Consider the following 25,052-nt stretch of genomic DNA (forward strand, 5'->3'; position numbering starts at 1 on the left):
TATGAATAAGTTATTCACCTTGATTTTTCTTGTTTCCTTTCTTGCTAATGGGCAAAGCTTAAAGGAAATCTATATCGAAAATTCAAGAGGGGAATGGGAAAAATATGAAAACAAAGAGTTTTTAAATCAAGTTATAGACACTTCGATGACCTATAATCTCAAAAATGGAAAAAGCCCCCAACAAAACCTAATTGATAACGCCAAAGCTAATGTGTATAAAAGAGCGGAAAAGCTTGCTCAAATCCTGTCGGCATTAGAAATTAATTTCACCGCGTTAGATTCTTTAACAATTATTGAACAGCGATTCCTGAATCATGAATTACCGTTTGACTTTACAAAATATGGAACTATTTTGACAAAGAGCGAAATTCACGGATTTTCTTACGACACAGCCAAGGAAAGTGACGGAATTAAAAAAATTGACTATTTCGCGACTTCAAAAAATGAGACTTTAAGTCAAGCAAAACAGATTATCGGAAATCTAATCCTTTCTGGAAAAACAAAATATTTGGATACGATTGCTAAAGTGGAAACCGAAATGTTAGCTGGACCACTAAAAGATTTAATACCCGAAACTGAATTTGAAATATTGATTTTCAATAAAAGTAGCGAACAGCAATTGAGGAGGATTTATCTGCACGAAATCTTTGTCCAGATCATGAATCAATGAATAGCGTATGCTAACAAGGGCTATAATTCAGGTTTACCTATGCACCAAAAACAAAATTCCTAACTTTAAAAAACGCTCGATTTCTCACTTGAAAAATCCTAACGGATTTCCCAAGCCGAAATCATAGCCGGACCGTTGTACCGCATTTTGATTATGTTAAGATGGATAAAGTAAACCATTGCGAAATTTGTGACCTCCATTCTTTCAATTTCAAGGATGGAATAATATGTAGTTTAACTACTAAAAAACCCCATTTCCTAAAAAAATGTCCTGACATAAAGCTGGATCAAAATTTAAAAGACAAAATAATAGAAGTAAATACTGAATTTGAAGATTCGAAATACGTAAACAAATTAGCGATAGGAAACGCTGTTCTTTACAGTTTAACTGGAATTGGGGTACTTGGGATATGTTATTTCTTAATTATTTCACTTTTTAGGTTAGCAAGAATACACACATTCACAATTGTTGTTTTTTGTATTGGAATGGGGTTTTTTGGAATCGCAATCGGAGTCCTAAACTATTCTAGAAGAAAAAAGCAACTAATCTCACCGAAAAAACAGACATTGGACAAATTAGCCGAATTGTACAATATCCGATATCAATTTGATTCTAAAATATCGACTGACCTAATGGGAATTAAGGAAACGAAAATCAATTTGAGATTGAACGGGGAAAAAATTGAAAAAACTTACCGATACTAAAACGCAATACAACAATAGCTATAGTTCATTGCGCGCCTCCACCCCCAATATTTTAACTAAATTTAAAATCAAACGAACGAATGGATAAAACACTAAACCTTCAGAAGCATCTAATAATATTTGGACTACCGATATTGATTATTGGAACGATGATAATCCTTGCAAAATCATCAATTTTTTATGAGTATCCAAAAGACCTATCAACTGGAATTACATTTGACTTATTATTGACTGTACCACTTTTGTATTTTTTGTTAATTAGAAAAACCAACATTCCTAAGACAACGGTAATACCACTCCTAATTGTTGGCCTTATTATTTGTTCATCAATACTTCCAATTGAAAACCAATATTATCTAAATCTTTTTAAGACTTGGGCACTTCCAGTTATTGAATTAACCGTCTTTACTTACTTTATATATAACATTAGAAAAGGAATAAAACATTATAAACAGAACAAGAAAGTTACCAATGACTTTTTCACTTCCCTAAAACAAATGTGCAGTGCAATACTACCCAAGGGGCTTGCTGTTTTTTTTGCTTTTGAAATAGCAACCATCTATTATGGATTCATCTATTGGAGGAAAAGAAATATCAAAAACGGGGAATTCTCATATCATAAAAACAGTGCAACCATTTCAACCTTAGTAGCATTTATTTTAGTGATATGTATTGAGACAGTCGTGTTTCATTTACTTCTTGCAAATTGGAGTTCCATTGTTGCTTGGACTTTCACATTTTTAAGCATTTATACCGCAATCCAGCTTTTCGGATTTTTAAAATCCTTAATGAAAAGACCCATATCAATTACTGATGGAAAGTTACATCTGTATTATGGAATAATGAATGAGACGGTAATTGATATAAAACAAATAGAGACCATTGAAATAACGTCAAAGGAAATTGATTATAATAAAGGAACTAAAAAATTCTCTTTTCTAGACTCACCGAATATTATGATTAAATTAAAAAAAGAAGGCACATTGAATGGACTTTATGGAATGAAAAGAAAATTCTCGGCAATTGGGGTGTATGTTGACAAACCGACCGAATTCAATAACGCCTTACAACAATGGCTATGATTTCGTCCCTCCCAAGTACTCGGGAGGGGTCGTCGTAGGCAAGGATCATAGCCGAGACCGTTGGCAGTCATTAAAGAAACCCAATGAATGATTTTGAAAATATATCGTTATTTCTTAGAAATAAAGTCAACCTCACAGAAAAGGAAGTCGATATTTTTGTCGATGCTATAGAAGTACGAAAAGTTTCAAAAAAAGAAAACTTTATCACGCAAGGAAAACGCGCTGCTTACAAAGGGTTTCTTAATAAAGGTTGTACTCGTACTTATTTTACCGATAACAACGGAAAGGACAACGTGATTTACTTCTCATTTGAGAATAGTTGGTTAGGAGATATTGAGAGTTATCATTTGAACAAACCAAGCAGAATATCAATTCAGGCGATAGAAGTTTGTCAATTTTTTGTCATTACCAAGGACAAATTTGAGCACTTAGAAACCTTAATTCCCAATCTTAGTAAATGGTACAATTATACTGCCGTAAAGATGTATTCAAATTTGTTCGACAAACTCATTGAAAACAAGATTAGAAACAAGGAAGACAAATACAATTACCTACTCACTGAGCATCCTTATATTTTCCAAAGAGTACCATTGCAACACATTGCTGACTATCTAGAAATAGAACCTCAATCATTGAGTCGTTTAAGAAGACGACTTCTGGAAAAATGACTTCTTAACTATGGTTAAGTAGATTATTCATTGACCTCCTCAAATTTGTATCATCAACAAAAATGAAAAAAGATGGTACAAAAGAAAACTAAGTCTGGTCGAATGCTATTTTTAATCACCAAAACAATACTAGTACTTTGGATGATTTCAGGTGGAGTTTCAGCACTTCTAGGTGCGGAATTTATGGTGGAACAAATTGAGAAATTAGGCTATCCAAATTATTTTCCAAAAGTTTTGGGAATTGCCAAATTAATTGGTGCGTTAATTTTCATCTTTCCAGTAAAGAAAATTTTAAAAGTCATTACGTATTGTGGTGTATTTTTTGAGGTCTCAATTGCTTTCGTAAGCTATATATTTGCTGGTCTTTGGCAAGATAGTTTTCCACCAATTGTTTTTCTAACAATAGCAACCGTTTCATTTTTTCTTTGGTTTAAGAGCAAGGATTTAAGTCTTGGACTAAAACCTAAATTGCCAAAAATCAAAAGTTTTAGACCAGAACTGATAACAAACAAAGAGTTTGTAAAGATTTACCAAACATTTCAAATTACAGAGAAGCATCTTTTAAGTCTCAAGCAAATGATTGCTGAAAATCGAATTAAGCCAAATCAAGAAGTTTTCAATATCAAAATTGGAAAAGAGCAGATAATCATAACTCTTTGGAATTTGGCATATCATCACTTAGCCGAGGGTAATTTGAATAAAGTTCCTTTCTTAATCACATTTTGTCCAGTTTGCAATTCTGGAATGCTTTTTAACAGAACTGTTGAAGATGAAATACTTGAGTTTTATGTTTCGGGGGTTTATCGTGGAACGATGATAATGTGTGATCAACAAACTAATTCCTACTGGGACCATATTACTGGAGTTTGTTTAGGAGGTTATTATACTGGTAGACAGTTAGAAATCATTGATTCGCATACTATTACCAGTGCCAAAGAGAGTTTATCATATTCGGACACAATTAAAGTAGCCATTCCCCAACTCTCATTGTTAAAAAGATTCTTTACCAAATTTCAAAATGGACACGTTTGGCGAAAAGTTCCTGAAGGAAAATTTTATCCGGGCTTTAAAGATTCATTCGAGTTTGAAGATACACGAAGACCAGAAAAAGAATTAGGGTTGGGTATCCTTCATAAGAATAAAGCAAAATTTTATCCTTTTGAAACAATTAAAAAAGAGAAGGAAATCAAGGACGAGTTTCTGGGACAGACTATTATCATTAAGATAGATGAACAATTAGGAATACCAAAAGCTGAATTTCAATCGAAATCCAAAGAAATGCCAAAACAATTGTTTTTAAGGTGGTACGGATTTGTCCAAACTTTTAGAAATTGTGAAATCTACTAAATGAAGAAAAACGACTTCCAACAAGGTATAAAAGCAATAGATGTTTGAGCGCAAACCCGAACCGTTTTTTCGTTTAAATAAAGTATATTACGAACTGAAAGGCAGCTGCATAAAATCCACTGCTGCTCATACTGGACCATTGGCAAACATACTAGTCCGAATGGAATGAAAATAGTGAAGAAAACATTACAATGGATTTTGTATTTCCTATTAATTCCTATCGCCTACATAACCGTTTCATTGATTTTGTCTTCAATTACCATTGACCGAAAAAATGGAAACCAGATTGCTGAAAAATCAATTTACCTGAACACAAACGGGATACATCTAGACATTATAATCCCGATAAACAACCTGGACAGTTTATTGATCTCCGGATTAAAAAAAGTACAGTCAGATAAGTACCTGTCCTTTGGTTGGGGAGATGAGAATTTTTATATCAATACCCCGACTTGGGGGGATTTGACATTTAAGAATGCTTTCAAGGCGATGTTCTTAAAAAGTCCAACCTTAATGCACGTTACCCATTACAAATCCAAACATCAGGATTGGATTGAGATAAAAATTAGTGAAGACGAACTAGACAAACTGAATCTTTTTATTCAAAGCACCTTCAAAACGGATGCATACGGAATGAAGGTGATCTTGGAAAATAAGGGGTATACTTCAACAGACTACTTTTACAGAGCCCAAGGAAACTATTCCTGTTTTAAAACATGTAACAGTTGGGTAAATACAGGATTTAAAAAAAGTGGTTTAAAATCTTGTTTATGGACACCTTTTGATTTTGGACTAATGAACAAGTACGAATAAAATACGTTTGCCAACAAAGACCATAATTCATTGTTGCCTTCCTACCCCTAATAATTTTGACTAAATTTAATATCAAACGCACAAGCCCGGGCAATACATTCAATGGTGCCCTCCTCTCGCCGCTCCCGATAGTTATCGAGAGGAGTCGTCGGAGGCAAGAACAAATCAGAGCTGAACCGTTAAGTGTGCGTAAAAAATAATAAAGTGACCGAAAATCGTCAAAATATCATCGAAAAAATATTTGATGCCCAAAATGAAAATGGGTTATGGAAAGTAATCCCTACAAACCATAAGAATTACCCTGATTACTTGCACTATGTACCAAATTACAAAGCTTCACTTTGGGCATTATTATTATTGGCCGAACTAAAATGCAATAAGAATGACGAACGAATAAAGAAGCCTTTAAAAACAGTAAAGAATCATTTATTCGATAAAGAATATGGTATTTATTCTTTAAAAGAAGACCATTTTCCAATACCCTGTTTGAATGGGAATATGCTGTATTTAGATTGCTACTTTAACAATGGGCCAGATGAAAAAAGCAAGCGATTATTAAGGTTCTTTTTCAAATACCAGCGTTTTGACGACGGTAAGTATGAAGAACCGAAAAATCAATTCTGTGTGAACACGAGTTGTTATGGAAAACATACCTGTTATTGGGGAATTGTTAAACTATTGAAAGGAATTTCATTTATTCCAAAAAACAAGCGAGACAGTGAAATAGAACTTCTAAAAGAAAGATGTATAAACTTTGTCTTAAAGCACAAAGTATGTTATAGTTCTCGTAATCCATCAAAAATAATGATTCAAAAAATGGACTTGTTAACATTTCCCAATTTTTACAAAGGGGATTTTTTAGAACTACTTTGGATACTAAAAAGGGAAGGGGTTACCTCAAATAATTTGAAACCTGCCTTAGCATTGTTAAGATCCAAACAAAATGCTAATGGAGAATGGGAATTAGAAAGGACAATGCATAACATTGTGACTTCGATCGGACCAGTTAATAAATCAAGTGAATTTATAACTGAAAGAGCAAATGAAGTAATCGAATACTATAAAAACCACACCTAACTATATGTATATGTCCATTGCAAGCAAAAGCTCGCTACGGCACATATACAAGACCGTTAGTGGTCATTCAAACAAAATGAGAAACACAATCATTCTTATACTTATTTTCTGTCTATTTGGCTGCTCATCGGATAGACCAGAAAAGTACGACTTGGCCATTTCAAATGTCAACCTTATTGACGGCACCGGGAAATCAATGAAAACCAATGTTTCTATTGGTATACGAGGTGGGAAAATCGTTACCATTGATTCATCTACTATTGAACGTGCCAAAAGCGTAATTGATGGAACCGGGAAGTTCCTTATACCCGGTTTGTTTGATTGTCATGTCCATACCAATGATTTTGAAAGTGACTTTCCCAAATATGTCCATTATGGAGTAACATCCATCTTCATTACCGGAGGAAGTTTATGTACAAATGAATACTATGCTTCCATGCGGGCCCATGGCAATCAGGATACGATTCCTGCTCCAATAGTTTTTCATACCAGTCAGCACTTCACTATGGCCGGCAGACATCCTATGAAGACTTATGTAGGAAAGTGGTTTGACGGAAAATCAGTTTTTCTACTTAAGGATACCCTCCAAATTGAAGCATTGGCAAAAGAGGTAACCCAATATCCCATCGTAGGAATTAAGCTCACCATTGAAGATGGACCTCACCCACCCTGGGTGGAGCGCATGCCACAAAGATTTGTCAATAAAGTCCAGAAAGAGGCGATTAAAAACGACACTGAAGTATTTGCTCATGTAAGTGATAATATCGAACTGGAAATGGCAATGGATGCGGGTATCAAAAACATCGTCCATTGGACAGGTATAGACCTTGACTTTCAGAGAGACACCGTTCTTATAGACAAAATTTATCGGGTAAGACCATCATTTATCACAACGCTCATGATCGATAAAGGCTTTTTATATCCATTGTTTCCGGAGTGGATTGAAGCTCTTCGTCGGGAAAAAGTATTTGATGAAGAGTATTGGGCAAGAGCTGATAATCCTAATTTCATAGCTCGTGCCGAAGATAATATCAGGTTTTGGAAAGATTATTTTCAAAAGGAGGAAATAAAGCTTGAGGATATTGCTTCCTTTCAGGTCGATGATATCAAAGTTTTGTATGAGGATGGCATACTCTTCGCCTTAGGGACCGATACAGGCTTTTTTGTACTTCCCGGTTACAGCTTACACGAAGAAATGCAGTTATTTGAATTGGGCGGAATGGATCAATTGAATATCATTAAAATGGCCACTTTGAATGCAGCAAAGATGATGCATGCACAAGATAGTTTAGGTTCAATTGAAGATGGCAAAATTGCCAATATGATACTGCTCGATCGAAATCCTCTAAAGAAAATAAGCAATACATTGGCGATTAATACCGTGATTAAAAGGGGAAAAATTCAAAAAAGAATTGAAAAATGAACAGCCCCCAACACTGTATAAACAGAGTTAAAACGACCATTTATACTACCCGTTGTAGCCCATTATAAAGAATGAGAAACATACGACATATACCTATTCTTTTTCTATTGATAGGTTTATTATATGGTTTTAATAGCTGTACTGACAAAAATCCACAATCAAAACTATCCCCGGTTTCTCATGATTCTATTTTATCACCAAAATTACTTAATAGCGAAAGGATCAAACTGAAATTTGGAAGCTATAATATCCAAGTCCTTACTAAAAATTCTAAATTAAGAGTATCGGATTTATACAGCTTGCATGGTGACCAGAAAATAACCAGAACCTTTGCTGTCGTTAGCTATCCGGGGATTATAGACAGCATGTTCTTAAAAGAACATACAAAAATTTTGGAGGGCCATTCCATAGGGAGGGTTTTCAAACAAGGGCAATGGAAAATTGAAAAGAAAAGTCTTTTCCTCGGTGAAATTATGCCTTCACCCGATTATATGGGCATATATAAACGAATGGGAAACATTGACCCTTCCAAATTAGCAATTTATGCGTATGGGTTTACTATAAAAAAAGATAATAGAAACTATCAATATGCAACAATTTCAGAGGTGTATCACCCCGACTATCTTACTCTAAATGACCTGAAGAAGATGATTGAGGATTCGGATGCATATTTGGATAAAACCGCTTTTAGTCCAATAGTAAAACAGGTAGAAAGGGAGATGAAAACTAAGTATAACAAATAAAGAACTGGCTACCACAACATGTAAAAACAAAACGCTTTATCGATTAGGCCACTGTAAGCTTGGTAATTTTAGTACGCATTACCGTTAGATAACTTTAGCCATCTTGAATCATGAAAAACATTTTAATCCTTGGCGGCACTCGATTTGTGGGAAGAAACATCGTGGAAAAGTTAATGGAGTTGGGTAAGTACAATATAACCCTATTCAATAGAGGAGAATCTAGCCCGGATTTATTTCCTAATATTAGAATTATACATGGAGACCGTAAGAAAATCAATGACATTAAACGGATTAGCTCAATGGATTGGGATATCGTTATCGATGTTTCCGGATACTGGGCCGGGGCTTTTGAACAACAGATCGCGTTACAACGCGGTACAATAGGAAGATATATTTACATCTCAACTTCCAGCCACTATAAATTCGACAAACTGAATCCCCACTTAATAAAGGAATATGAGGATTTGGTTCCTTGTACCCAAGAACAAAAAAATAGCGGAAACCCCGCATTTTACAATCAAAACAAAGCGGAGTGCGAAAGAATTTTACAAAAACAAAAGGGTTTAGACTATATAATACTAAGACCGGGTCTGATCATTGGAAAATATGACTATACGGATAGACTATATTACTGGTTTCATAAATTAAAAAATCAAAATGATATATTAATCTGTAATAATGGAGAGAACGTTTTATCCTATACAAATGTATTGGATTTAGCAGATTTGGTCATCCAGTCTATTGAAATTGAACATAGTTGCGAAGTATACAATGCCTCTTCTTTTATTACCAGCCTAAAAAATATAATGGACATCGCTTCAAAAAAGTTAGGCATTGAAGTAGCTCTAATATCCGCATCTTCTAAATTTCTAGACAAGAATAACGTAAAGCAATGGACCGATTTGCCTTTATGGTTGGACGGGGATTTTTTGACCACGGACAACTCAAAAATAATAGCTGATTACAATTTTACTTTTCGCAATGTTGATGAAACGATCGAGCAATTACTACGCTATTATTCCAAAATACGAAAGTGGGAAGAACCAAAAACAGAACCTTCCCCTATCGATACGCTAAAAGAACTTGAATTGATACAAAAGGTAAAAGCTACCTACAACAAGGTATAATCGCATTGTACTGACCGATGTTACGTTTTAAGTAGGAGTTCGTCCGACGCTTTGCTATAGTCGGCGCTTAGCCGAAAAATAGTAACTTAAGACCTGCAACCCACGGTTATACGAGACCGTTGGCATACATTTGATCGAATGAGGACATTTCAATCAATAAACGACTTTCTAAATGAGATTGGAATTACATCAAGCCGAGAGTATAGCGACTTCTTTATTTTTCAGATTGAAGACCATTTTGGGGAAATTGGTTTTGAAATGTCACCATACAAGCACAGTTTTTTTGAACTGACAATGGCAATAGGGCATGATGTTGATATCAACATAGGCACCTCAAAATTCAATACAATAAACAATGTCTTATCGTTTACGGCGCCCTATCAAATAACATCGTGGAAAGTAAATTCCTTCAAAGAGAATTCCGTTGGTTATATGATACTATTTAATCCTTCCTTTATTCAATCCGAGTTTGGCAAAATAGACCTATATAACTCATTTAGGTTCTTGAATTTGCATGCTTCCCCAATGTACGCACTATCAGAGCATCAAAAACATACCATTTTAGAACTGATGCGGACAATGGATTTAGAGTTCAATCGAAGTTCTGCCGAAAGGAAGTCTATAATTTTAAGTGCTTACCTGACTATTCTACTGGAAAAAATCAATGCTATTTCCGACTCGGACGCCACGAAAAGGTTATTTAGAAATCGTGCCGATGAAATCACGTATCAATTTGAAAATTTGCTAAAAAAAGAAATCAATTACAAAAACAGATTAGAACACTACGCGAGCCAACTTTTTATAAGCAAAGCCTATTTATCAGAATGCGTTAAAAAATCTACTCAAAAATCGGCCAAAGCATTCATACAGGAATTCATTGTTTTCAAAGCCAAAGTACTGCTCAACCAATCCAATAGTACGATTCAAAATATAGCCATTGAATTAGGCTTCGATGAAACCTCGAATTTCATTACTTATTTTAAAAAGCAAGTAGGCTCTACACCGAATCGCTATAGAAAAAACCGTGATATTTATAACTAACACCTAAAATATTATAAATAAAACTGATTATTGGCGAACTAATTTTGTAGCATCAAACAATCGATACTATGAAATTAAAAGTAGTTCTAGGATTTTTTGCGGTTTTTGCATGTAGGCAACAAAGCTTTTCCCAGACAACAATCGAATCCTTTTTTGCAACGGAAGAAATGGTTGTGGAATCGTGGTTTTTTAAGCCGTTGACAGAAGGTTACGAGCTTAGTATTTTTAGTCTGAATGACGCCATTATTGACTACAAGACGGAAGATGTCGCTTTAGTGTCCTACAGCGTGTTGGGTTATGACATCTGGAAAGGCATTGGGCCAGTTCTTGGCGGACGTTTTTTTGACGGCAGGGCGAGCGCTTTGGCCGGAGTTCAATGGGCCAAGGCAGAAGAAAAATTCTTGATAACCACAAACTTTACCACAGAGTTAAGAAATGAGCCATTTTACGAGTTTTTTCTTCTTACCCAATACCGCTTTCCTTTAAATGAAAATTTAGGCTTTTTCAGTCAATTGCAAAATTCGATAAACTTTAATAGCGAAGTACACGAATTCAGTTTTCAAAGACTTAGAATAGGATTGAGTTGGAAGAAGTATCAGTTCGGTTTGGGAACGAACACCTATCAATATGGAGAAAATTGGGATTTTGAAATTGACCCAGGAATATTTCTAAGACTAGAATTTTAAAAGAAAACAATAATGAAAGACAAATTATTTAACACAAACGACAATTTAGCCTCTACCATTCTTAGAATAGCATTAGGTAGTATTGTTCTTATTCATGGAAGTACAAAATTAGGGGATGGTTTTGCACCTTTTGAACAATTTATCACGGGCTATTTAGAATTACCGGCTCTAGCAGCCTATGCTACCGTATTTATAGAAACAGCAAGTTCATTAATGCTCATTTTGGGTGTGGCGGCCCGAGTAAATGCCATAGCAATGTTTGTATTGTTTATCGGTATGATAGTTTCCGTACACGGTCAAATAGGCTTTATGATGAACTGGAGCGGTCAGTATGATGCTGGTATGGAGGGTTATGAATATCATTTATTGGTTTTAGCCATTTGTGGAGGACTAATTGTATTAGGTGGTGGTAGATTTTCAGCAGACCATTATATCCAAAAATACAGGGAAGATAAAATGACCAAAGCAAATAACTGGCCATGAAGTGGTTCTATTTGATCATTGCGATTATCGGAGAATTGATAGCCACCTCCGCACTCAAAGAAAGTAAGGGGTATTCAGTTCTAAAACCTTCCATTGTTTCGGTAGTTGGTTATGGCGTTACATTTTACTTTTTTTCGCTCGCTATCAAACAAATTCCACTTGGTATAGCTTATGCCGTTTGGGCAGGTCTGGGCATAATACTGATTACGGTTATAGGTTATTTAAGATTTAAGCAGACTTTAGATTTACCCGCAATTATAGGCCTTTCGTTCATTGTGATTGGAGTAACACTTGTAAATGGATTTTCAAAAACCCTCTAAAAAAGGGGATAAAAGCTACCACCAACGTGGCGCATAAGCCAGGGGCAGTTTGGGTGCTGACTCAACCCAATTTTGTTTAAATTGAAGTATATTGTAGTTGGAAATGTAGTAGCTTAAAATCCATTACTGATCATACACAAAAGCGTTTGCCGTTATTAAAACGACCCAATATGAAAAGCCGAATACTTGTACTTCTAATTTTTGTAGTTTCCTGTAAGTCGCCATCTGACAAAAAAACTGAAAATAGGGGTATTGCATTGGAACAATTACAAACCAGTATTGATTCAATTTTCAATGCTCATATTGGGAAAAATGAACCGGGCGCAGCCCTACTTGTCGCCTATGATGGGCAGATGATTATTGGAAAAGGTTTTGGTTTAAGAGACTTGGAAGGGGGAAAACCAATTACAAAAAGTACGAATTTAAGGATGGGTTCGGTCAGCAAACAATTTACCGCCCTAACTGTTCTTAAACTTGTTGACGAAGATAAACTATCTTTAAATGATTCGGTTTACACACTATTTCCATTTGAAACATTTAAGGATGGTACGACCATTGAACAATTAATAAATCATACTTCTGGCGAAGCTGATGCCGAGGAAGCATTTTTTACAGAATGGGATTCAACGAAAATTGCAGAGAACAAGGATGTTTTGCATTGGTATTCCACTAAGAACAGGACAATGACCAAGCCTGGTGAAAAATATCAATACAATAATGGTATTTATGAATTCATTCCAAGCATTGTAGAAAAGATAAGTGGTAAAGATTTTGCGGAATTTGCCAAGGAGAATGTGTTTACAAAAGCTGGGATGGAAAAAACGAATTTTTTCAACTTGGCAAAACCAATCCATATTGAAGAAAGAGCATTTTGTTATCAAAAAGACAGTTTGGGCAATTGGAGCAAAGTGGACGGCCATTTCTTAAATGGGCTTTTAGGGGCAGGTGGTGTTTACACCAGCGTCAATGATTATTTCGACTATGACCTTGCTCTACGGAGTAATTCCATCTTTTCCAAAGAAACCCATGAAGTTATCTTTAAGCCAAGTTCCAAAACGAATACGACTCAATCTGATGGCGCATACTATGCGATGGGCTGGGGTGTAACGGACAGTTCTGCTTCTCATACCGGAGGCTGGTTTGGAACCAATACTTGGACAAAAAGATATTTGGACAAGCCACTCACTATTGCAATTTTTATGAATCGAAATACCCTTTTTGATAGTGGTTTGATTAAAAAAACCGATTCATTAGTGGTAAACTATATAGAGAACTACCGCTGACCTAGGCTGTAATTTATCTACCTAAAAAGCCTTTTAAATAAAGGTATCTACGCAAGACCGGGGTACATCGTTTATCTGTCCCTTTTAATTACCCTTGCCTTGTACATTTTAATATCCGGCACCTCAATTTTCTTATCCGGGTTTTTAAAATACACGCGGTGGGTCCACCAATTGATCTCGCCCTTGGTATAGAGTAGCTCGCCTGTTACATCATCATAGTAGACGGATTTTACCTTTTCCTCATTGGCTATGGGATCAAAAGGTGAAAAACTGCCGGGCGAAATGGTGAACTTCCAGACCTTTTTGGAACTGGAGACCAGTAGTTGGTCCCAGTTGGGCGCAAAGAGGTCGTGGCCCCCTGTTTCGGGCAATTTCCAGCATCTTTCCATCCGGAGTTTGGGCAAATCGCTGGTCCAATCCTGCAGGGAGTAGGCACGGATCTCATCATAACCCAGGGCGTACAAGCGTTCCCGTTTTGGGTTCCAGACCAGTCCATGCCCAGAGTAGAGGGAATCCCAAAAGATAGGAATCCCCGATCGGGAAATATCATAGATTTCCACGCTGTTTCCACCTTTGGCGGTGGAAAGTGCCACAGCAACCCGGTTATTGGGGAGCAACTCCACAGAATGGGCATTGGGAGCGGTGGTGTGGAACAGGGCCCGCTTAGTCTCCCTATCCAACAACACAACCCCTGAGCCTGAACTGCTGATCAATAATTGGGTATGGTCGTTCACGGATTTGTGATCGTCTATAGGCATCAACTGGGAGTACACCGAATCCGGAAGTCCTATGATTTCGCCGGTCCGCAATTCCCAATTGACGACTTGCCTACCGTTTTGCAGACTGTCAAAATCAAAGATTCTAATCTTATCATCGCCTCCCACTATTATCTCCCTAATGGACGACATCTTCGCATTGGCCTGCCGCTCCTTTTTATGGGCACAGCCCATAATTAGCAGTATAATACCTAAGAGGGCTAAGGACCGAAGGCTGATTAAGGATGACGTATAGCACATGGAGCAGGATTTAACGTTTTCCGTTTGCGGATTTAAAAGTAGGCAATTCCCTTTGGTCTGGGGAGGATAAAATGAATGTCGCATACAATACTAGGAAGCCCCTCGATCCAACCGCACAAATTGATCTGCATTTCACAGAAACTTCCTGCAAGGGGAAACAAAATCGCTTATCTTAGTTCTACACCCAAAAGAAATACAGAATATGCTTAATAGTCTTGTGTTGCAAACAATTCGGTTGGCACCCTAGGAAGTACCAAGAATTATCGCAAATAGTTTTTAGAGACCTTTCTCACGAGTACTAAAATAAAACCACATGGAAAAGATATCCAATCCTACTCCGCCCTGGAAGGGTCCCCAAAAAATTGCATTCCGTTTCGTTTTTATTTTTTTTCTACTGTTTATCGCATTTCTTGATTGGTCGGTTAATCCTATTTTATCCTATCTCTATTATTATGGACCCCTCTCCGCTGTATTGGACAGTGTTATTTCCTGGATAGGGCAAGACCTGTTTCAAATTCCCTATACCCTAATATCTCCTTATGATGGGGAACACAACGATAGAACTTACGTCTATTTACTGTATTTCACCATGGTGGTTGCGGCCGTTATAGGAGCTGTCATTTGGAGTTTCCTGGATAGAAAACGTCAGAGTTATAATGTGGCGTATTATTGGCTCAGTACCATTATTCGATACTACTTGGCCTTTACGATGTTTCTCTTCGCATTGGAGAAATTTTTTAAAATGCAATTCCCTGATCTTGGATACTACACCTTGACCGAGCGGGTGGGAGATATGTCGCCCATGCATTTGGCTTGGGCTTTTTTTGGTTATTCGTATGGATACAACATTTTTATGGGCATGGCCGAATGTGCCGCATTGCTCTTATTATTTCGAAGAACAACAACCATCGGGGCAATCCTGACCATGGGCGCTCTTGCCAATGTGATAGCCGTAAACTACAGTTATGATGTTCATGCCAAAATGTATCCCACGGCCTTGTTTATCATGGCACTTTTTCTGTTCCTTAGGGATGCTCTTAGGATAGCCCAATTTTTTCTTAGCGGTAAGGCTGTAGCGCTTCCGGCCATCAAAGCTCCAGCATTTCAAAAAAAATGGATGAAAACCTCAAAAACGGTTTTGAAATGTCTGGTAATTGCCTGTTTCCTAATCTTTCAAGTGAGCGACTATATGGGTTATAAGCAAAGTACCGAAGAAAGAATACAGGCTAAATCCGAGTATTCCGGGCTATATGATATTGAATCGTTTGTTGTTAATGAAGATACTTTATCCCATGAGCATCCTCTCCGGTGGCGCCAACTAATTATCGGCGATAGATTACTCGAGGCGGTGCGCTTTAAAGGAGATAGTGTGGCATTCATACGGGTTCCTGTAGCTAAAAAAGAAGTCATAGTATATGGCAATCCAACCGATCTATCGGAAAAAATGCAAAGGGTTTACAATGAAAAAGGTATGACGGATGACACATGGATGAAGATGGATTCCATATTGAAAGCTCGGCAAAAAATAAGTAGCTTTAACTTCGAAATCCCAGATTCGGTGACACTGAAATTAAAGGGAAAAATCAAAAACGATTCTGTTCACATAACCGCCAAAAAAAGACGCATCGATTTAAATGACTTTAGATTGCTGAAAAGACGTTTTCATTGGATAAACGAAGCAAGTTATTTTTATTGATTATTGCTCGCTGAACAAGATTTGAAATTAAACATCACAAACGATCAAGGCGAAACCGGACTGCTGACACATTGGCGCTAACGTAAAGAAATGAAAATCAAACATCGATTATCAGTGTTACTATTGATTTCCTGCTGCTTGATAAGCTGCAAGGAAAAAAAAGAAACCCAGCACAAGGCAATGGGGCAGGAATTAAATCCCGAAATGGAAAAACAAGCCATTTTGGAAAGATTGAACAATGAAACAAAGGACGCGTTTCAGAGGGATTATAAGGCTTGGGCAAAAAACTGGGTGCACGACCCTGATATTTCGAAAGTTTATGTGGACTTTGCGGATAGTACTTTTTCCGAATCGGTCGGATGGGAAAAAATAAGTCAGTTCGTCAAAACATTTATTGAGGAACATCCCGAACCCGAACCAGTTCCTGAACTGTTGAACGATATCAGCGTACGCCTATATGGAGATGGGGCTTGGGTTACCTATGAACAAAAGGATTCGCTTCGAGGGCTAAAACGTGAAACCCGACTCATGGAGAAAGTAAATGGGGAATGGAAAATTGCAGGGATGCAAACGACCATTTACGGATTTGACCCTAACGAAAACTAATAAAAACAGTAGCTTATAACGGCCATAATTCATCCTAATCCCGAGTACTGGGGAGGGACGAATCCAGAGGAAGCCGTTGAGTAAGAACACTAAAAATGGAATTGACAAGAGAAATAAAGGAATATATTGACAAAAGCGTTTTGTGCTGGCTAGCAACGGTATCCAGTGAAAACGTACCCAATGTATCGCCAAAAGAAATTTTCAAATATTACGGCGCAAACCGAATAATTGTTGCAAATATCGCTTCACCCCAAACCGTCAGGAATATAAAGCAGAACGAAAACGTTTGTATAAGTTTTATTGATGTTTTGGTGCAAAAAGGATTTCAAGTGAAGGGAAAAGCAAGAATCGTAGAGAAATCCAATCCTGAATTTCCAGAAATGGAAAAGGTATTGACCGAAATGACGGGTGGAAATTTTCCTTTTGCAACTATAACGGAAATTACCTTGGCACAAGTTAAACCGATTATAGCGCCTAAATACATCCTTTATCCAAAAACAACCGAAACGGAACAAATTGAAAGTGCAAAAAAAGCCTATGGACTATAAAATCGATTGTAAAGACTACGCACACAAGGGGCATCATATAATTTTCGCAATAGGGCAAGCGAGACACAACCAAATGCTGATCCCACCATCTATAATGCACAATGTCTAACACTATTTAAAAAAAATCGGATGAAAAGGAAAGTTACGTATTTGGCCCTAAGTCTAATGGCAATCTTCATTTTGAGCGGTTGTTCGGATAATGGGGATGATTTAAACCCTATTGAATTGGGCGTATGGATATCATTGGACAAGAGCGACACCCTGGACTTTAGGACACGGAATGATTTTTACAAATCGAACCGATATATGCAAAACGATCACTATGATTACGAATTACTGTCCAATGACTCGATTCAAATTGGTTATAGGGGAAAGCTTTTTATTGCCGTAGAACCAACAAACCACAAATATTCCATCACCCAAGACGAACTGACCATAGATTTTGAGAGCCGATCGAGCTATGGATTTGACGACAAAATAATGACCTATACCAAAGAATAATTTGGGTGTGAACGAGGGCGACGATTCATACAAAATTGAAATCCACTAAAAATGAAAGTTACCGCTGAAAAAAATGAAAAAATTGCAAAAATGACCTTTGCTTCCGTTTACCCGCACTATGTGACTAAAGTGGAGAAGAAAGGTAGAACCATTGATGAACTCCACAAAGTGATAGAATAGTTGACCGGATTTAATGAAGCTCGATTGCAAGAACTTATTAAGGAGAAGGTAACCTTTGACACATTTTTTCAAAAAGCGGAATTACATCCAAATGCACCCCTTATCAAAGGGGTAATTTGTGGGTATCGTATTGAAGAAATAGACTTTGAACCCACAAGACAAATACGGTATTTGGATAAGTTGGTAGATGAATTGGCAAGAGGTCGTAAAATGGAGAAAATTCTACGTAAGGATGAATCAAGCGTAAAATAAAGAGGGAAATAAAAATGTATGCCAATCCTCTATACTTTTCAGGCCTACTTCAAAGGGCTTCACCGCATATCAAACTTTTTAGCCTAACGGGATGAACCCTATGAATTTAGAAATACGCAATAGAAAGGGAGCGAGAAAGCCACAGGATATTCCAAAAGAAGTTCTGGAGCTGCTCAACCGCGGGCAAATCGAAACCGTAAACCTCACCGAGTGGTTGGCCATTGACCATGCTGTATTGATAAAGGCAGTATTTCCTAAGCTGGGGATTGACCAGGACAAAACCAATATAATATCCAAGGAAATAAGGGCGCAAAAAAAGCCCTCTGCGATGAATACGACCAAATTAGTCGGTTCACGATTATATCAATTGTATGCCAAAACAGAAAATCTCGGCAAAATACTGGATAAACTAAGTGCTCATCCATCCGATTCCATTCGTTGTTACGCCCCTTTTCTAATCGGGTTGAACGAAAAACTGACCCTTAAGGAAAAACTGGAGCAATCGCAAAAATTGGTTGCAGATAAGCATTTTGGTGTCAGGGAAGTGGTTTGGATGGCATTGCGCCCCGAAATTGACAAAAACTTGGAGGAATCGATCGCAATTTTAAGTACATGGACAAATAGCGACGATGAAAACATAAGACGATTTACAACAGAATCAACCCGGCCAAGGGGTGTTTGGTGCAAGCATATCGAGAGACTTAAAGAAAACCCGGAAATGGCACTGCCGATTTTGGAAAACTTAAAATCCGACAATTCAAAATATGTCCAGGATAGTGTCGGGAATTGGTTAAACGATGCCAGCAAATCCAAGCCTGGATTCGTTAGTGCGCTTTGCGAGAAGTGGCAAAAGGAATCGGCCACAAAGGAAACAGAGAAAATTATCAAACGGGCAAGACGAACAATCGATAAAAAATAAGGTTATATGAGACCGATGGCTATCATCCAATCAATCGTAAAACAAATACGGAAATGAAAAACATAGCTTTTATAATCCTAGTCGTCCTATGTCTTGGATGTAACGATAAGCACCGTGGTCCCGGAAAGGATCAAGTAAAAGGAAATGGTCATGGGCATCATAAGGATGGGCAACCCAAACACGGCTCGGCCAATGCGTATATGCATCAGTCCTCATTCGAGGATTTAATCGAGCGATTCGAATCACCGGAACGAGATTCATATCAACACCCTCAAAAAGTATTGGAGTATTTAGGCGATATACAGGGGCAAACTATTGTGGATATCGGAGCAGGTTCCGGTTATTTTTCCGTAAAACTAGCGGAAAAAGGGGCAATAGTCATTGCAGCCGATGTAGATGATAAGTTTCAGGAATTCTTAAAAAATCGAATCGAAAAAAATAGTTTAAGGAATATTGAAACCCGTAAAATACCGTACGATTCCCCGAACTTGAAAGAAAAAGAGGCAGACATGGTACTCATTGTCAATACGTACCATCATATTGAAAACCGCTCCGATTATTTTGCCAAGGTAAAAAAGGGTACAAAACCTAACGGTGAGTTGGTCATTATCGATTTTTTCAAATCTGAAACTCCCGTTGGCCCTCCTTTGGACCATAAGTTACCCATTGACATCGTGGTCAATGAATTAAAAAAAGCGGGCTATACGTCCTTTACCGTAAACGTAGATTTACTTCCCTATCAATATATCATTAAAGCGAAATAATGTCATAACACGCAAAGGCGATCACAGACAATCCAGAAAAACCGCTAAAACGGCTCTTATACAAAGCCTAGTGGCAACACCTTTTTCTTTGCTTAAGTCATTATTTGTAATCTCCATACCATAAATGCAACTCGGTTGCATCTAGGGTTATTTAGCCCTACTTTTGTCTAGTATTCGATTTACAAAAGGTTAGCAAAAAATGACAATTACCAACGTTATAGTAGTTGGATCCGGTCCTGCAGGGCTAGGGGTCGCAGCTCTTCTGGATCAGTCGGACATCGACTATCTTGTTTTGGAAAAAAAAGAAATTGGGAGTTCTTTTCTGAAATGGCCTAAAAACATGGAAATGATAACCCCTTCATTTCCGAGCAATGCTTTTGGACAAATGGATTTGAATTCGATATGTGAAGCAACTTCACCTGCCTTTACCTTTAGGAAAGAGCATGTAACGGGGCGCGAATATGCCCAATACCTCAACGCGGTTGCGTATTATTTTCAGATAAACACACATCTGGACACTGAGGTGATACAAGTGCATCGGCAGAACGAAAGCTGGATGCTACATACCAGTCAAGGCCCATATTTTTGCAAGTATTTGATTTGGGCTGCAGGAGAGTTTCAAAATCCCCAAATAAAAAACATTTTAGGGTCGCAGCACTGCGTGCATAGTTCTTTTATCAAAGACCCTGAGAAATTGGAAGGAACCAGCTTCGTTGTTGTGGGCGGATATGAAAGTGGCGTTCAAATTGCTTTTGATTTAATTAATACGGACAAAAAGGTGACCCTGATAAATCCGTACCAAATAGATGATGCGAATACGAGCGATCCCTCCAGGGTATTGTCACCTTATACCTATCCTAAATACGATAAACTAAAGAATTCACCGCTGTATTCCGAAGTTGTGGACCGTGTAATCAGCGTAACTAAAAAAGAAGATGCCTATAACCTTCAGTTAGAAGACGAAACCGTTATTACAACCGAAGAAAGGCCAATATGTGCCACGGGGTTTTCCTTGGTAACCCAACCCATTGAAGAATTTATAACCTATACAGAGGACGGAAGTCCAAAACTGCATGAGGAAACCGATGAGTTCTTTGGTCATAAAAACCTGTACCTTTCCGGTCCTTCCGTGAGACATGGCGATCATATCTTCTGTTTTATTTATAAGTTCAGACAGCGATTTGGGGTAATTGTCGAGGACATTTTGAGAAAAGAAAAATACGAGGAAGAAGTGATTTCTGTATTACTGGAAAAATGGAAGGCAAACGGAATGTATCTATCCGACTTGAGTTGTTGTGGTGACGAATGCGTTTGTTAGTATTTTAGCAGTCAATAATGAAAAAAAGGCATATCATCCCCATAGAGAAACTACATCTTATAGCCGGATTTTCCCTGATATTGTCCGGGTTTTTGGCCTACTTTACGGACGGTTTTGAAATGACCATGTCTTGGGTCATATTTGGTGCAATGTATATCTCAATGTCCGATATTGGTGAGGGAGACATGAGTGAAGAGAAACTAAATCACACAAGCCATACCATAAGGCGTTTATTTGGCTATGTGGGAGCCACTTTTAGTTTAGTCTTGGTTTTTTTCTACCTTAATAAATTCTTTCTGTAAAAGAACATCTATATCCTAACAGGATTCATCCTGTACCGAACGGATAAATGACTGTCTCCATGGTGGGGAAGGATTTAAAAACCAAAAAATGAAATTAGAACTCTATCAAGTAGATGCGTTTACAGAGAATACCTTCGGAGGAAACCCTGCCTGTGTAGTTCCTTTACACCAGTGGTTACCGGATGATACTTTATTAAGCATAGCGAAGGAAAATGCGGTCGCCGAAACGGCATTTTTTGTGGATAGGGGTAACAAAATACATTTACGTTGGTTTACTCCCGAAATTGAAATGGATCTATGTGGACATGCAACCCTGGCCACCGCCCATTGTTTAAAATCCATTTTAAAGTATCCCAAAGACGAAATCATTTTTGAAACCCAAAGTGGGGATTTAATCGTTTCTTTAAGAAATGATCTATACAGTTTAGACTTTCCATCCCGAATGCCAATTTCTTCGGACTTGCCCAATATAATTGGAAAATCGCTAAACATTGAACCGAGAGAGGTTTACAAATCAAGGGATTATCTGCTAGTCTACGATACGGAGCAGGAAATTCGTAATATTAGAGTGGATCGGAACGTATTTGACCAAATAAACCTTGACCCAGGCGGCGTAATCGTTACGGCAAAAGGAGATAGTTGTGATTTTGTATCGCGATTTTTTACGCCACAAGCGTCGATTCTGGAGGATCCGGTGACCGGATCGGCACATTGTTCATTAATCCCATTCTGGTCATCAAGACTTGGAAAGAACCGATTAGACGCCATGCAAATTTCCGATAGGGTCGGGAAACTCTATTGCCAAAACAAAAAGGACAGGGTAATCATTAGCGGAAAGGCAAAAACTTATTCGATTGGAAACTTATGGACGGAATAAAGGCGCCCATTGCTAGTAATTGAAATCTATGAGATTTGAAAATATAAAGGAATTTAATACGTATACCAACCTACGATTACCCAAGCATAATCTCATCGACATAGGCGAGTATCCCAGTGATTTCCTGTTGTCGTCTCCTCCGGTGTATCCCAGTTTCTATCGTATTTCCATAAAATATGGATTGGAAAATGATAGGGAAAAGGGCTTTATGTATTTTTCAAGTCCCAACCAACCTATTGAATGGAAAACGGACACACCTTGGAAAGGCTTTTTCATCAATATTACGGAAGACCTAATTTCAAATAATCAGCATTTGGAATACTCTTTCCTGAACTATGGTCTGCATGAACCGCTTTTTCTAAAAAGCGAAGAAGAGATTGTTATTACCCATCATTTTAAGGCGGCATTGGAAGAGTACAATAAGGCGGCTTTTTCCATGGACTTGGTCCTTGCCTATTGTAACATAATTTTTGCCCACGTGGCCCAATTTTACAAAAGACAGTTCGGCGAACGAAAAGAACACTATAGTCAATTGGTCAACGATTTCTTCTCTCTTCTGGATAACTATTATGGGAAAGATGGTAGCGCTGCTCAACCTTCGGTAAACTTTTTTGCCGACCAATTGAACGTAACACCAAACTACTTGAGTGATGTGATCAAATTTTATTCGGGAAAGCCGGCTTTGGAACACATTCATCAGCATATAGTGAAGGTGGCCAAATCCCTTTTGGCCCAGAAGAAATCCACTATTTCCGAAATTGCCTATCAACTTGGCTTTGAATATCCCAACTATTTTTCCCGACTGTTTCGTAAAATAACCGGAGTCTCGCCCTCTAGCTTTTCCAACCTGTAATTTGTATCCTATTTACCTGAATTTGTTTTCATAGTTTTCAAGTGAACCGAAAGACCTTTGTTGCGCTATATTCACTAAAAAACAAATGTCATGTTCGAAAAAACACTGGAGTATGCAATTGATGGTACTTTAAAAGGTAGAATGGGCGAAGAGGCCTACAACAAAGCAATAGCGCAGCAAAAAACAATTTCGGAAGAAGCCTATGGGACAATTAAGTATTTGGCAGAGTTTGCGGTTCGTCCCATGTTTAGGACCCCGGTTCACAAAACACCAGCAGACCATGGTATGGCAACTTGGGAGGATGTTTACTTTCCATCTAGTGATGGCACTCCCCTTGAGGGCTGGTACATCCCTTCCGTCCGGGGATCGTCGGACAAATTGATTATCATAAACCACCCAATGCCCATGAGTCGTTCAGGTTTTACAGGACATTTTGGGGAACCTTTTTCAGGGGTCGATACACTTGAAATCGATTTTGTAGCACACATGTCACATCTATCAAAGGCGGGTTATAATATTTTGGCCTATGATCTAAGAAACCACGGTACTAGTGGAGCCGCCAATGGAGGGATTTGTGGTATCGGTCGCTATGAGTGGCGCGATGTAGTAGGCGCACAGCAATATGTAAAAAATCATCCGAAATTGGGCAGGATGAAATGCGGGTTGTACAACAGATGCACCGGTGGTAATGCGGCCTATGAAGCCATGTACAGGCATCCTGAACTATTTGCAGATATCAAATGCTTTTTCGGGCCATTAACGGTTTCCATGACTGCATTAATGACCTCCTTTGCCGGTTTGATGGGATTGGATCAATACATGGAACTAATGGACTTGGAACAACTAAAATTAGGTGGTTTTACCAATGGGGAAATGCGTCCCCAAGATTATTCCCATGCGGTAAAAGTGCCTTACTTCATGGCCCAGGTTCTAGATGATGTTTGGACGGACAATCCCAAGGATGCCCAAGAAATCTTTGACGGCATAAGTTCGGAAGACAAAGAGTTGTTGTGGATCGAGGGGACCAATCGCAGGTTTGATGGATATAACTACTTTGGCGTCAACCCTGAGAAAATGATCGCTTTCTTCAATAAGCATATGAGGTAATAACTACAGCTAACAACATAAAAATAGTAGCGGTTTGGGTAGAAGCTCAAATCGCTTTTTGCAATTAATTGAGTATCTTGTTAGCTCAAGCAACCGCAGTTTACCTCCTTACTGGGCTTGCATGAAATCCCCGATAGTAACCAAAAGTAAGGGAACCCGAAAATGGAAAATGACTATCCGAAAATGTATTTGTACAAAAGAATAGTTCAGGCGAAGCTATTTATTGACAAAAATTTTTGTGATAAAATTGACCTCGACAATATTTCAGATGAATCCCATTTTTCTAAATTTCATTTCATCAGACTTTTTAAGGACATTTATGGAAAAACACCGTATAAGTATTTGACTTCCGTTAGGATAGAAGAAGCCAAACGGCATTTAAAAAAAGGAATTCCAATTATGGAGTCTTGTTTTGCGGTTGGGTTCGATAGTCCGAGTTCGTTTACGGGACTTTTCAAAAAGGAAGTAGGTTTGACTCCCAAGAAATATCAATCTCGAGAATTACAAAGAAAAGTGGAGATATCGGACAAGCCTTTAAAATTTATTCCAAATTGTTTTGCTGAGACCAAAGGTTGGACAAAGAATAGCAATTTTCAAGAAGTTGTTTAGATGTCGGTTGATGAGCTTTGGGACTCACAATTAAAAT

The 25,052-nt window shown here is 37.8% G+C and carries 28 protein-coding genes and 1 pseudogene; 28 read left to right on the plus strand and 1 reads right to left on the minus strand.

Features of this window, described 5'->3' with window-relative positions; all coding sequences use genetic code 11:
* Position 1 precedes the first annotated feature (1 nt).
* From Q0993_RS04725 to Q0993_RS04795, 15 genes are all read left to right on the plus strand, one after another.
* Complete coding sequence (locus Q0993_RS04725) at positions 2 to 670, plus strand: hypothetical protein (protein WP_299530178.1); 669 nt, start codon at positions 2 to 4, stop codon at positions 668 to 670.
* A 161-nt stretch (positions 671 to 831) separates the two neighbouring features.
* The gene (locus tag Q0993_RS04730) at positions 832 to 1,374 is read left to right on the plus strand and encodes a hypothetical protein (RefSeq protein WP_299530179.1); all 543 of its coding nucleotides are present in this window, start codon (positions 832 to 834) and stop codon (positions 1,372 to 1,374) included.
* Between the two features lie 80 nt (positions 1,375 to 1,454).
* A complete protein-coding gene (locus tag Q0993_RS04735; protein ID WP_299530180.1) occupies positions 1,455 to 2,456 on the plus strand; it encodes a hypothetical protein in 1,002 nt (333 codons plus the stop codon).
* A gap of 83 nt (positions 2,457 to 2,539) precedes the next feature.
* The gene (locus Q0993_RS04740; RefSeq protein WP_299530181.1) at positions 2,540 to 3,124 is read left to right on the plus strand and encodes a Crp/Fnr family transcriptional regulator; all 585 of its coding nucleotides are present in this window, start codon (positions 2,540 to 2,542) and stop codon (positions 3,122 to 3,124) included.
* Between the two features lie 72 nt (positions 3,125 to 3,196).
* Entirely contained in the window at positions 3,197 to 4,471 is a 1,275-nt protein-coding gene (locus Q0993_RS04745; protein WP_299530183.1) for a DUF3179 domain-containing (seleno)protein, read from the plus strand.
* A 165-nt stretch (positions 4,472 to 4,636) separates the two neighbouring features.
* Complete coding sequence (locus Q0993_RS04750; protein ID WP_299530185.1) at positions 4,637 to 5,284, plus strand: DUF2459 domain-containing protein; 648 nt, start codon at positions 4,637 to 4,639, stop codon at positions 5,282 to 5,284.
* Between the two features lie 204 nt (positions 5,285 to 5,488).
* On the plus strand, positions 5,489 to 6,361 hold the full coding sequence (locus Q0993_RS04755) for a hypothetical protein (protein WP_299530187.1): 873 nt from the start codon (positions 5,489 to 5,491) through the stop codon (positions 6,359 to 6,361).
* Between the two features lie 76 nt (positions 6,362 to 6,437).
* Entirely contained in the window at positions 6,438 to 7,784 is a 1,347-nt protein-coding gene (locus tag Q0993_RS04760; protein WP_299530188.1) for an amidohydrolase family protein, read from the plus strand.
* A gap of 71 nt (positions 7,785 to 7,855) precedes the next feature.
* On the plus strand, positions 7,856 to 8,527 hold the full coding sequence (locus tag Q0993_RS04765) for a hypothetical protein (RefSeq protein WP_299530189.1): 672 nt from the start codon (positions 7,856 to 7,858) through the stop codon (positions 8,525 to 8,527).
* 110 nt (positions 8,528 to 8,637) lie between these two features.
* Positions 8,638 to 9,654 (plus strand): NAD-dependent epimerase/dehydratase family protein, encoded by a 1,017-nt coding sequence (locus Q0993_RS04770; protein ID WP_299530190.1) that lies wholly within the window; start codon positions 8,638 to 8,640, stop codon positions 9,652 to 9,654.
* 138 nt (positions 9,655 to 9,792) lie between these two features.
* Positions 9,793 to 10,695, plus strand: a complete 903-nt coding sequence (locus Q0993_RS04775) for an AraC family transcriptional regulator (RefSeq protein ID WP_299530191.1) — start codon at positions 9,793 to 9,795, stop codon at positions 10,693 to 10,695.
* A 68-nt stretch (positions 10,696 to 10,763) separates the two neighbouring features.
* Positions 10,764 to 11,381: a hypothetical protein gene (locus Q0993_RS04780; RefSeq protein WP_299530192.1), complete on the plus strand. Its 618-nt coding sequence runs from the start codon at positions 10,764 to 10,766 to the stop codon at positions 11,379 to 11,381.
* 12 nt (positions 11,382 to 11,393) lie between these two features.
* Positions 11,394 to 11,864 carry a DoxX family protein gene (locus tag Q0993_RS04785; RefSeq protein WP_299530193.1) on the plus strand — a complete coding sequence of 157 codons (471 nt, stop codon included), beginning with the start codon at positions 11,394 to 11,396 and terminating at the stop codon, positions 11,862 to 11,864.
* On the plus strand, positions 11,861 to 12,184 hold the full coding sequence (locus Q0993_RS04790; RefSeq protein WP_299530194.1) for a multidrug efflux SMR transporter: 324 nt from the start codon (positions 11,861 to 11,863) through the stop codon (positions 12,182 to 12,184). The genes Q0993_RS04785 and Q0993_RS04790 overlap by 4 nt, the downstream gene beginning before the upstream one ends.
* A gap of 257 nt (positions 12,185 to 12,441) precedes the next feature.
* Entirely contained in the window at positions 12,442 to 13,467 is a 1,026-nt protein-coding gene (locus Q0993_RS04795) for a serine hydrolase (protein ID WP_299530195.1), read from the plus strand.
* A gap of 71 nt (positions 13,468 to 13,538) precedes the next feature.
* Here Q0993_RS04795 and Q0993_RS04800 read toward each other — a convergent pair whose 3' ends face one another.
* Positions 13,539 to 14,483 (minus strand): DUF6528 family protein, encoded by a 945-nt coding sequence (locus Q0993_RS04800; RefSeq protein WP_299530196.1) that lies wholly within the window; start codon positions 14,481 to 14,483, stop codon positions 13,539 to 13,541.
* Between the two features lie 313 nt (positions 14,484 to 14,796).
* On the opposite strand from Q0993_RS04800, the gene Q0993_RS04805 reads away from it, so the two are divergent.
* The 13 genes and pseudogenes from Q0993_RS04805 (at position 14,797) to Q0993_RS04865 (ending at position 25,015) form a co-directional block, all read left to right on the plus strand.
* Positions 14,797 to 16,179, plus strand: a complete 1,383-nt coding sequence (locus Q0993_RS04805; RefSeq protein ID WP_299530197.1) for a hypothetical protein — start codon at positions 14,797 to 14,799, stop codon at positions 16,177 to 16,179.
* A 90-nt stretch (positions 16,180 to 16,269) separates the two neighbouring features.
* On the plus strand, positions 16,270 to 16,785 hold the full coding sequence (locus Q0993_RS04810; RefSeq protein WP_299530198.1) for a hypothetical protein: 516 nt from the start codon (positions 16,270 to 16,272) through the stop codon (positions 16,783 to 16,785).
* Positions 16,786 to 16,880: 95 nt separating this feature from the next.
* Complete coding sequence (locus Q0993_RS04815; RefSeq protein WP_299530199.1) at positions 16,881 to 17,333, plus strand: pyridoxamine 5'-phosphate oxidase family protein; 453 nt, start codon at positions 16,881 to 16,883, stop codon at positions 17,331 to 17,333.
* 129 nt (positions 17,334 to 17,462) lie between these two features.
* On the plus strand, positions 17,463 to 17,834 hold the full coding sequence (locus tag Q0993_RS04820; protein ID WP_299530200.1) for a hypothetical protein: 372 nt from the start codon (positions 17,463 to 17,465) through the stop codon (positions 17,832 to 17,834).
* 51 nt (positions 17,835 to 17,885) lie between these two features.
* A pseudogene (locus Q0993_RS04825) lies at positions 17,886 to 18,266 on the plus strand (DUF2200 domain-containing protein).
* Between the two features lie 100 nt (positions 18,267 to 18,366).
* Positions 18,367 to 19,185: a DNA alkylation repair protein gene (locus Q0993_RS04830; protein WP_299530201.1), complete on the plus strand. Its 819-nt coding sequence runs from the start codon at positions 18,367 to 18,369 to the stop codon at positions 19,183 to 19,185.
* A gap of 53 nt (positions 19,186 to 19,238) precedes the next feature.
* Positions 19,239 to 19,949, plus strand: coding sequence for a class I SAM-dependent methyltransferase (locus Q0993_RS04835; RefSeq protein WP_299530202.1), 711 nt, complete (start codon positions 19,239 to 19,241; stop codon positions 19,947 to 19,949).
* A gap of 199 nt (positions 19,950 to 20,148) precedes the next feature.
* Positions 20,149 to 21,267 carry an NAD(P)/FAD-dependent oxidoreductase gene (locus tag Q0993_RS04840; RefSeq protein ID WP_299530203.1) on the plus strand — a complete coding sequence of 373 codons (1,119 nt, stop codon included), beginning with the start codon at positions 20,149 to 20,151 and terminating at the stop codon, positions 21,265 to 21,267.
* A gap of 17 nt (positions 21,268 to 21,284) precedes the next feature.
* Positions 21,285 to 21,569, plus strand: a complete 285-nt coding sequence (locus Q0993_RS04845) for a hypothetical protein (RefSeq protein WP_299530204.1) — start codon at positions 21,285 to 21,287, stop codon at positions 21,567 to 21,569.
* A gap of 88 nt (positions 21,570 to 21,657) precedes the next feature.
* Positions 21,658 to 22,446 carry a PhzF family phenazine biosynthesis protein gene (locus Q0993_RS04850; RefSeq protein ID WP_299530205.1) on the plus strand — a complete coding sequence of 263 codons (789 nt, stop codon included), beginning with the start codon at positions 21,658 to 21,660 and terminating at the stop codon, positions 22,444 to 22,446.
* A 28-nt stretch (positions 22,447 to 22,474) separates the two neighbouring features.
* On the plus strand, positions 22,475 to 23,299 hold the full coding sequence (locus Q0993_RS04855) for a helix-turn-helix domain-containing protein (RefSeq protein WP_299530206.1): 825 nt from the start codon (positions 22,475 to 22,477) through the stop codon (positions 23,297 to 23,299).
* Between the two features lie 90 nt (positions 23,300 to 23,389).
* Positions 23,390 to 24,406, plus strand: coding sequence for an alpha/beta hydrolase (locus tag Q0993_RS04860; protein ID WP_299530207.1), 1,017 nt, complete (start codon positions 23,390 to 23,392; stop codon positions 24,404 to 24,406).
* Between the two features lie 162 nt (positions 24,407 to 24,568).
* Complete coding sequence (locus Q0993_RS04865; protein WP_299530208.1) at positions 24,569 to 25,015, plus strand: AraC family transcriptional regulator; 447 nt, start codon at positions 24,569 to 24,571, stop codon at positions 25,013 to 25,015.
* The last annotated feature ends 37 nt before the right edge of the window (positions 25,016 to 25,052 follow it).

The organism is Ulvibacterium sp. (assembly GCF_028285715.1).
Taxonomy (GTDB): domain Bacteria; phylum Bacteroidota; class Bacteroidia; order Flavobacteriales; family Flavobacteriaceae; genus Ulvibacterium.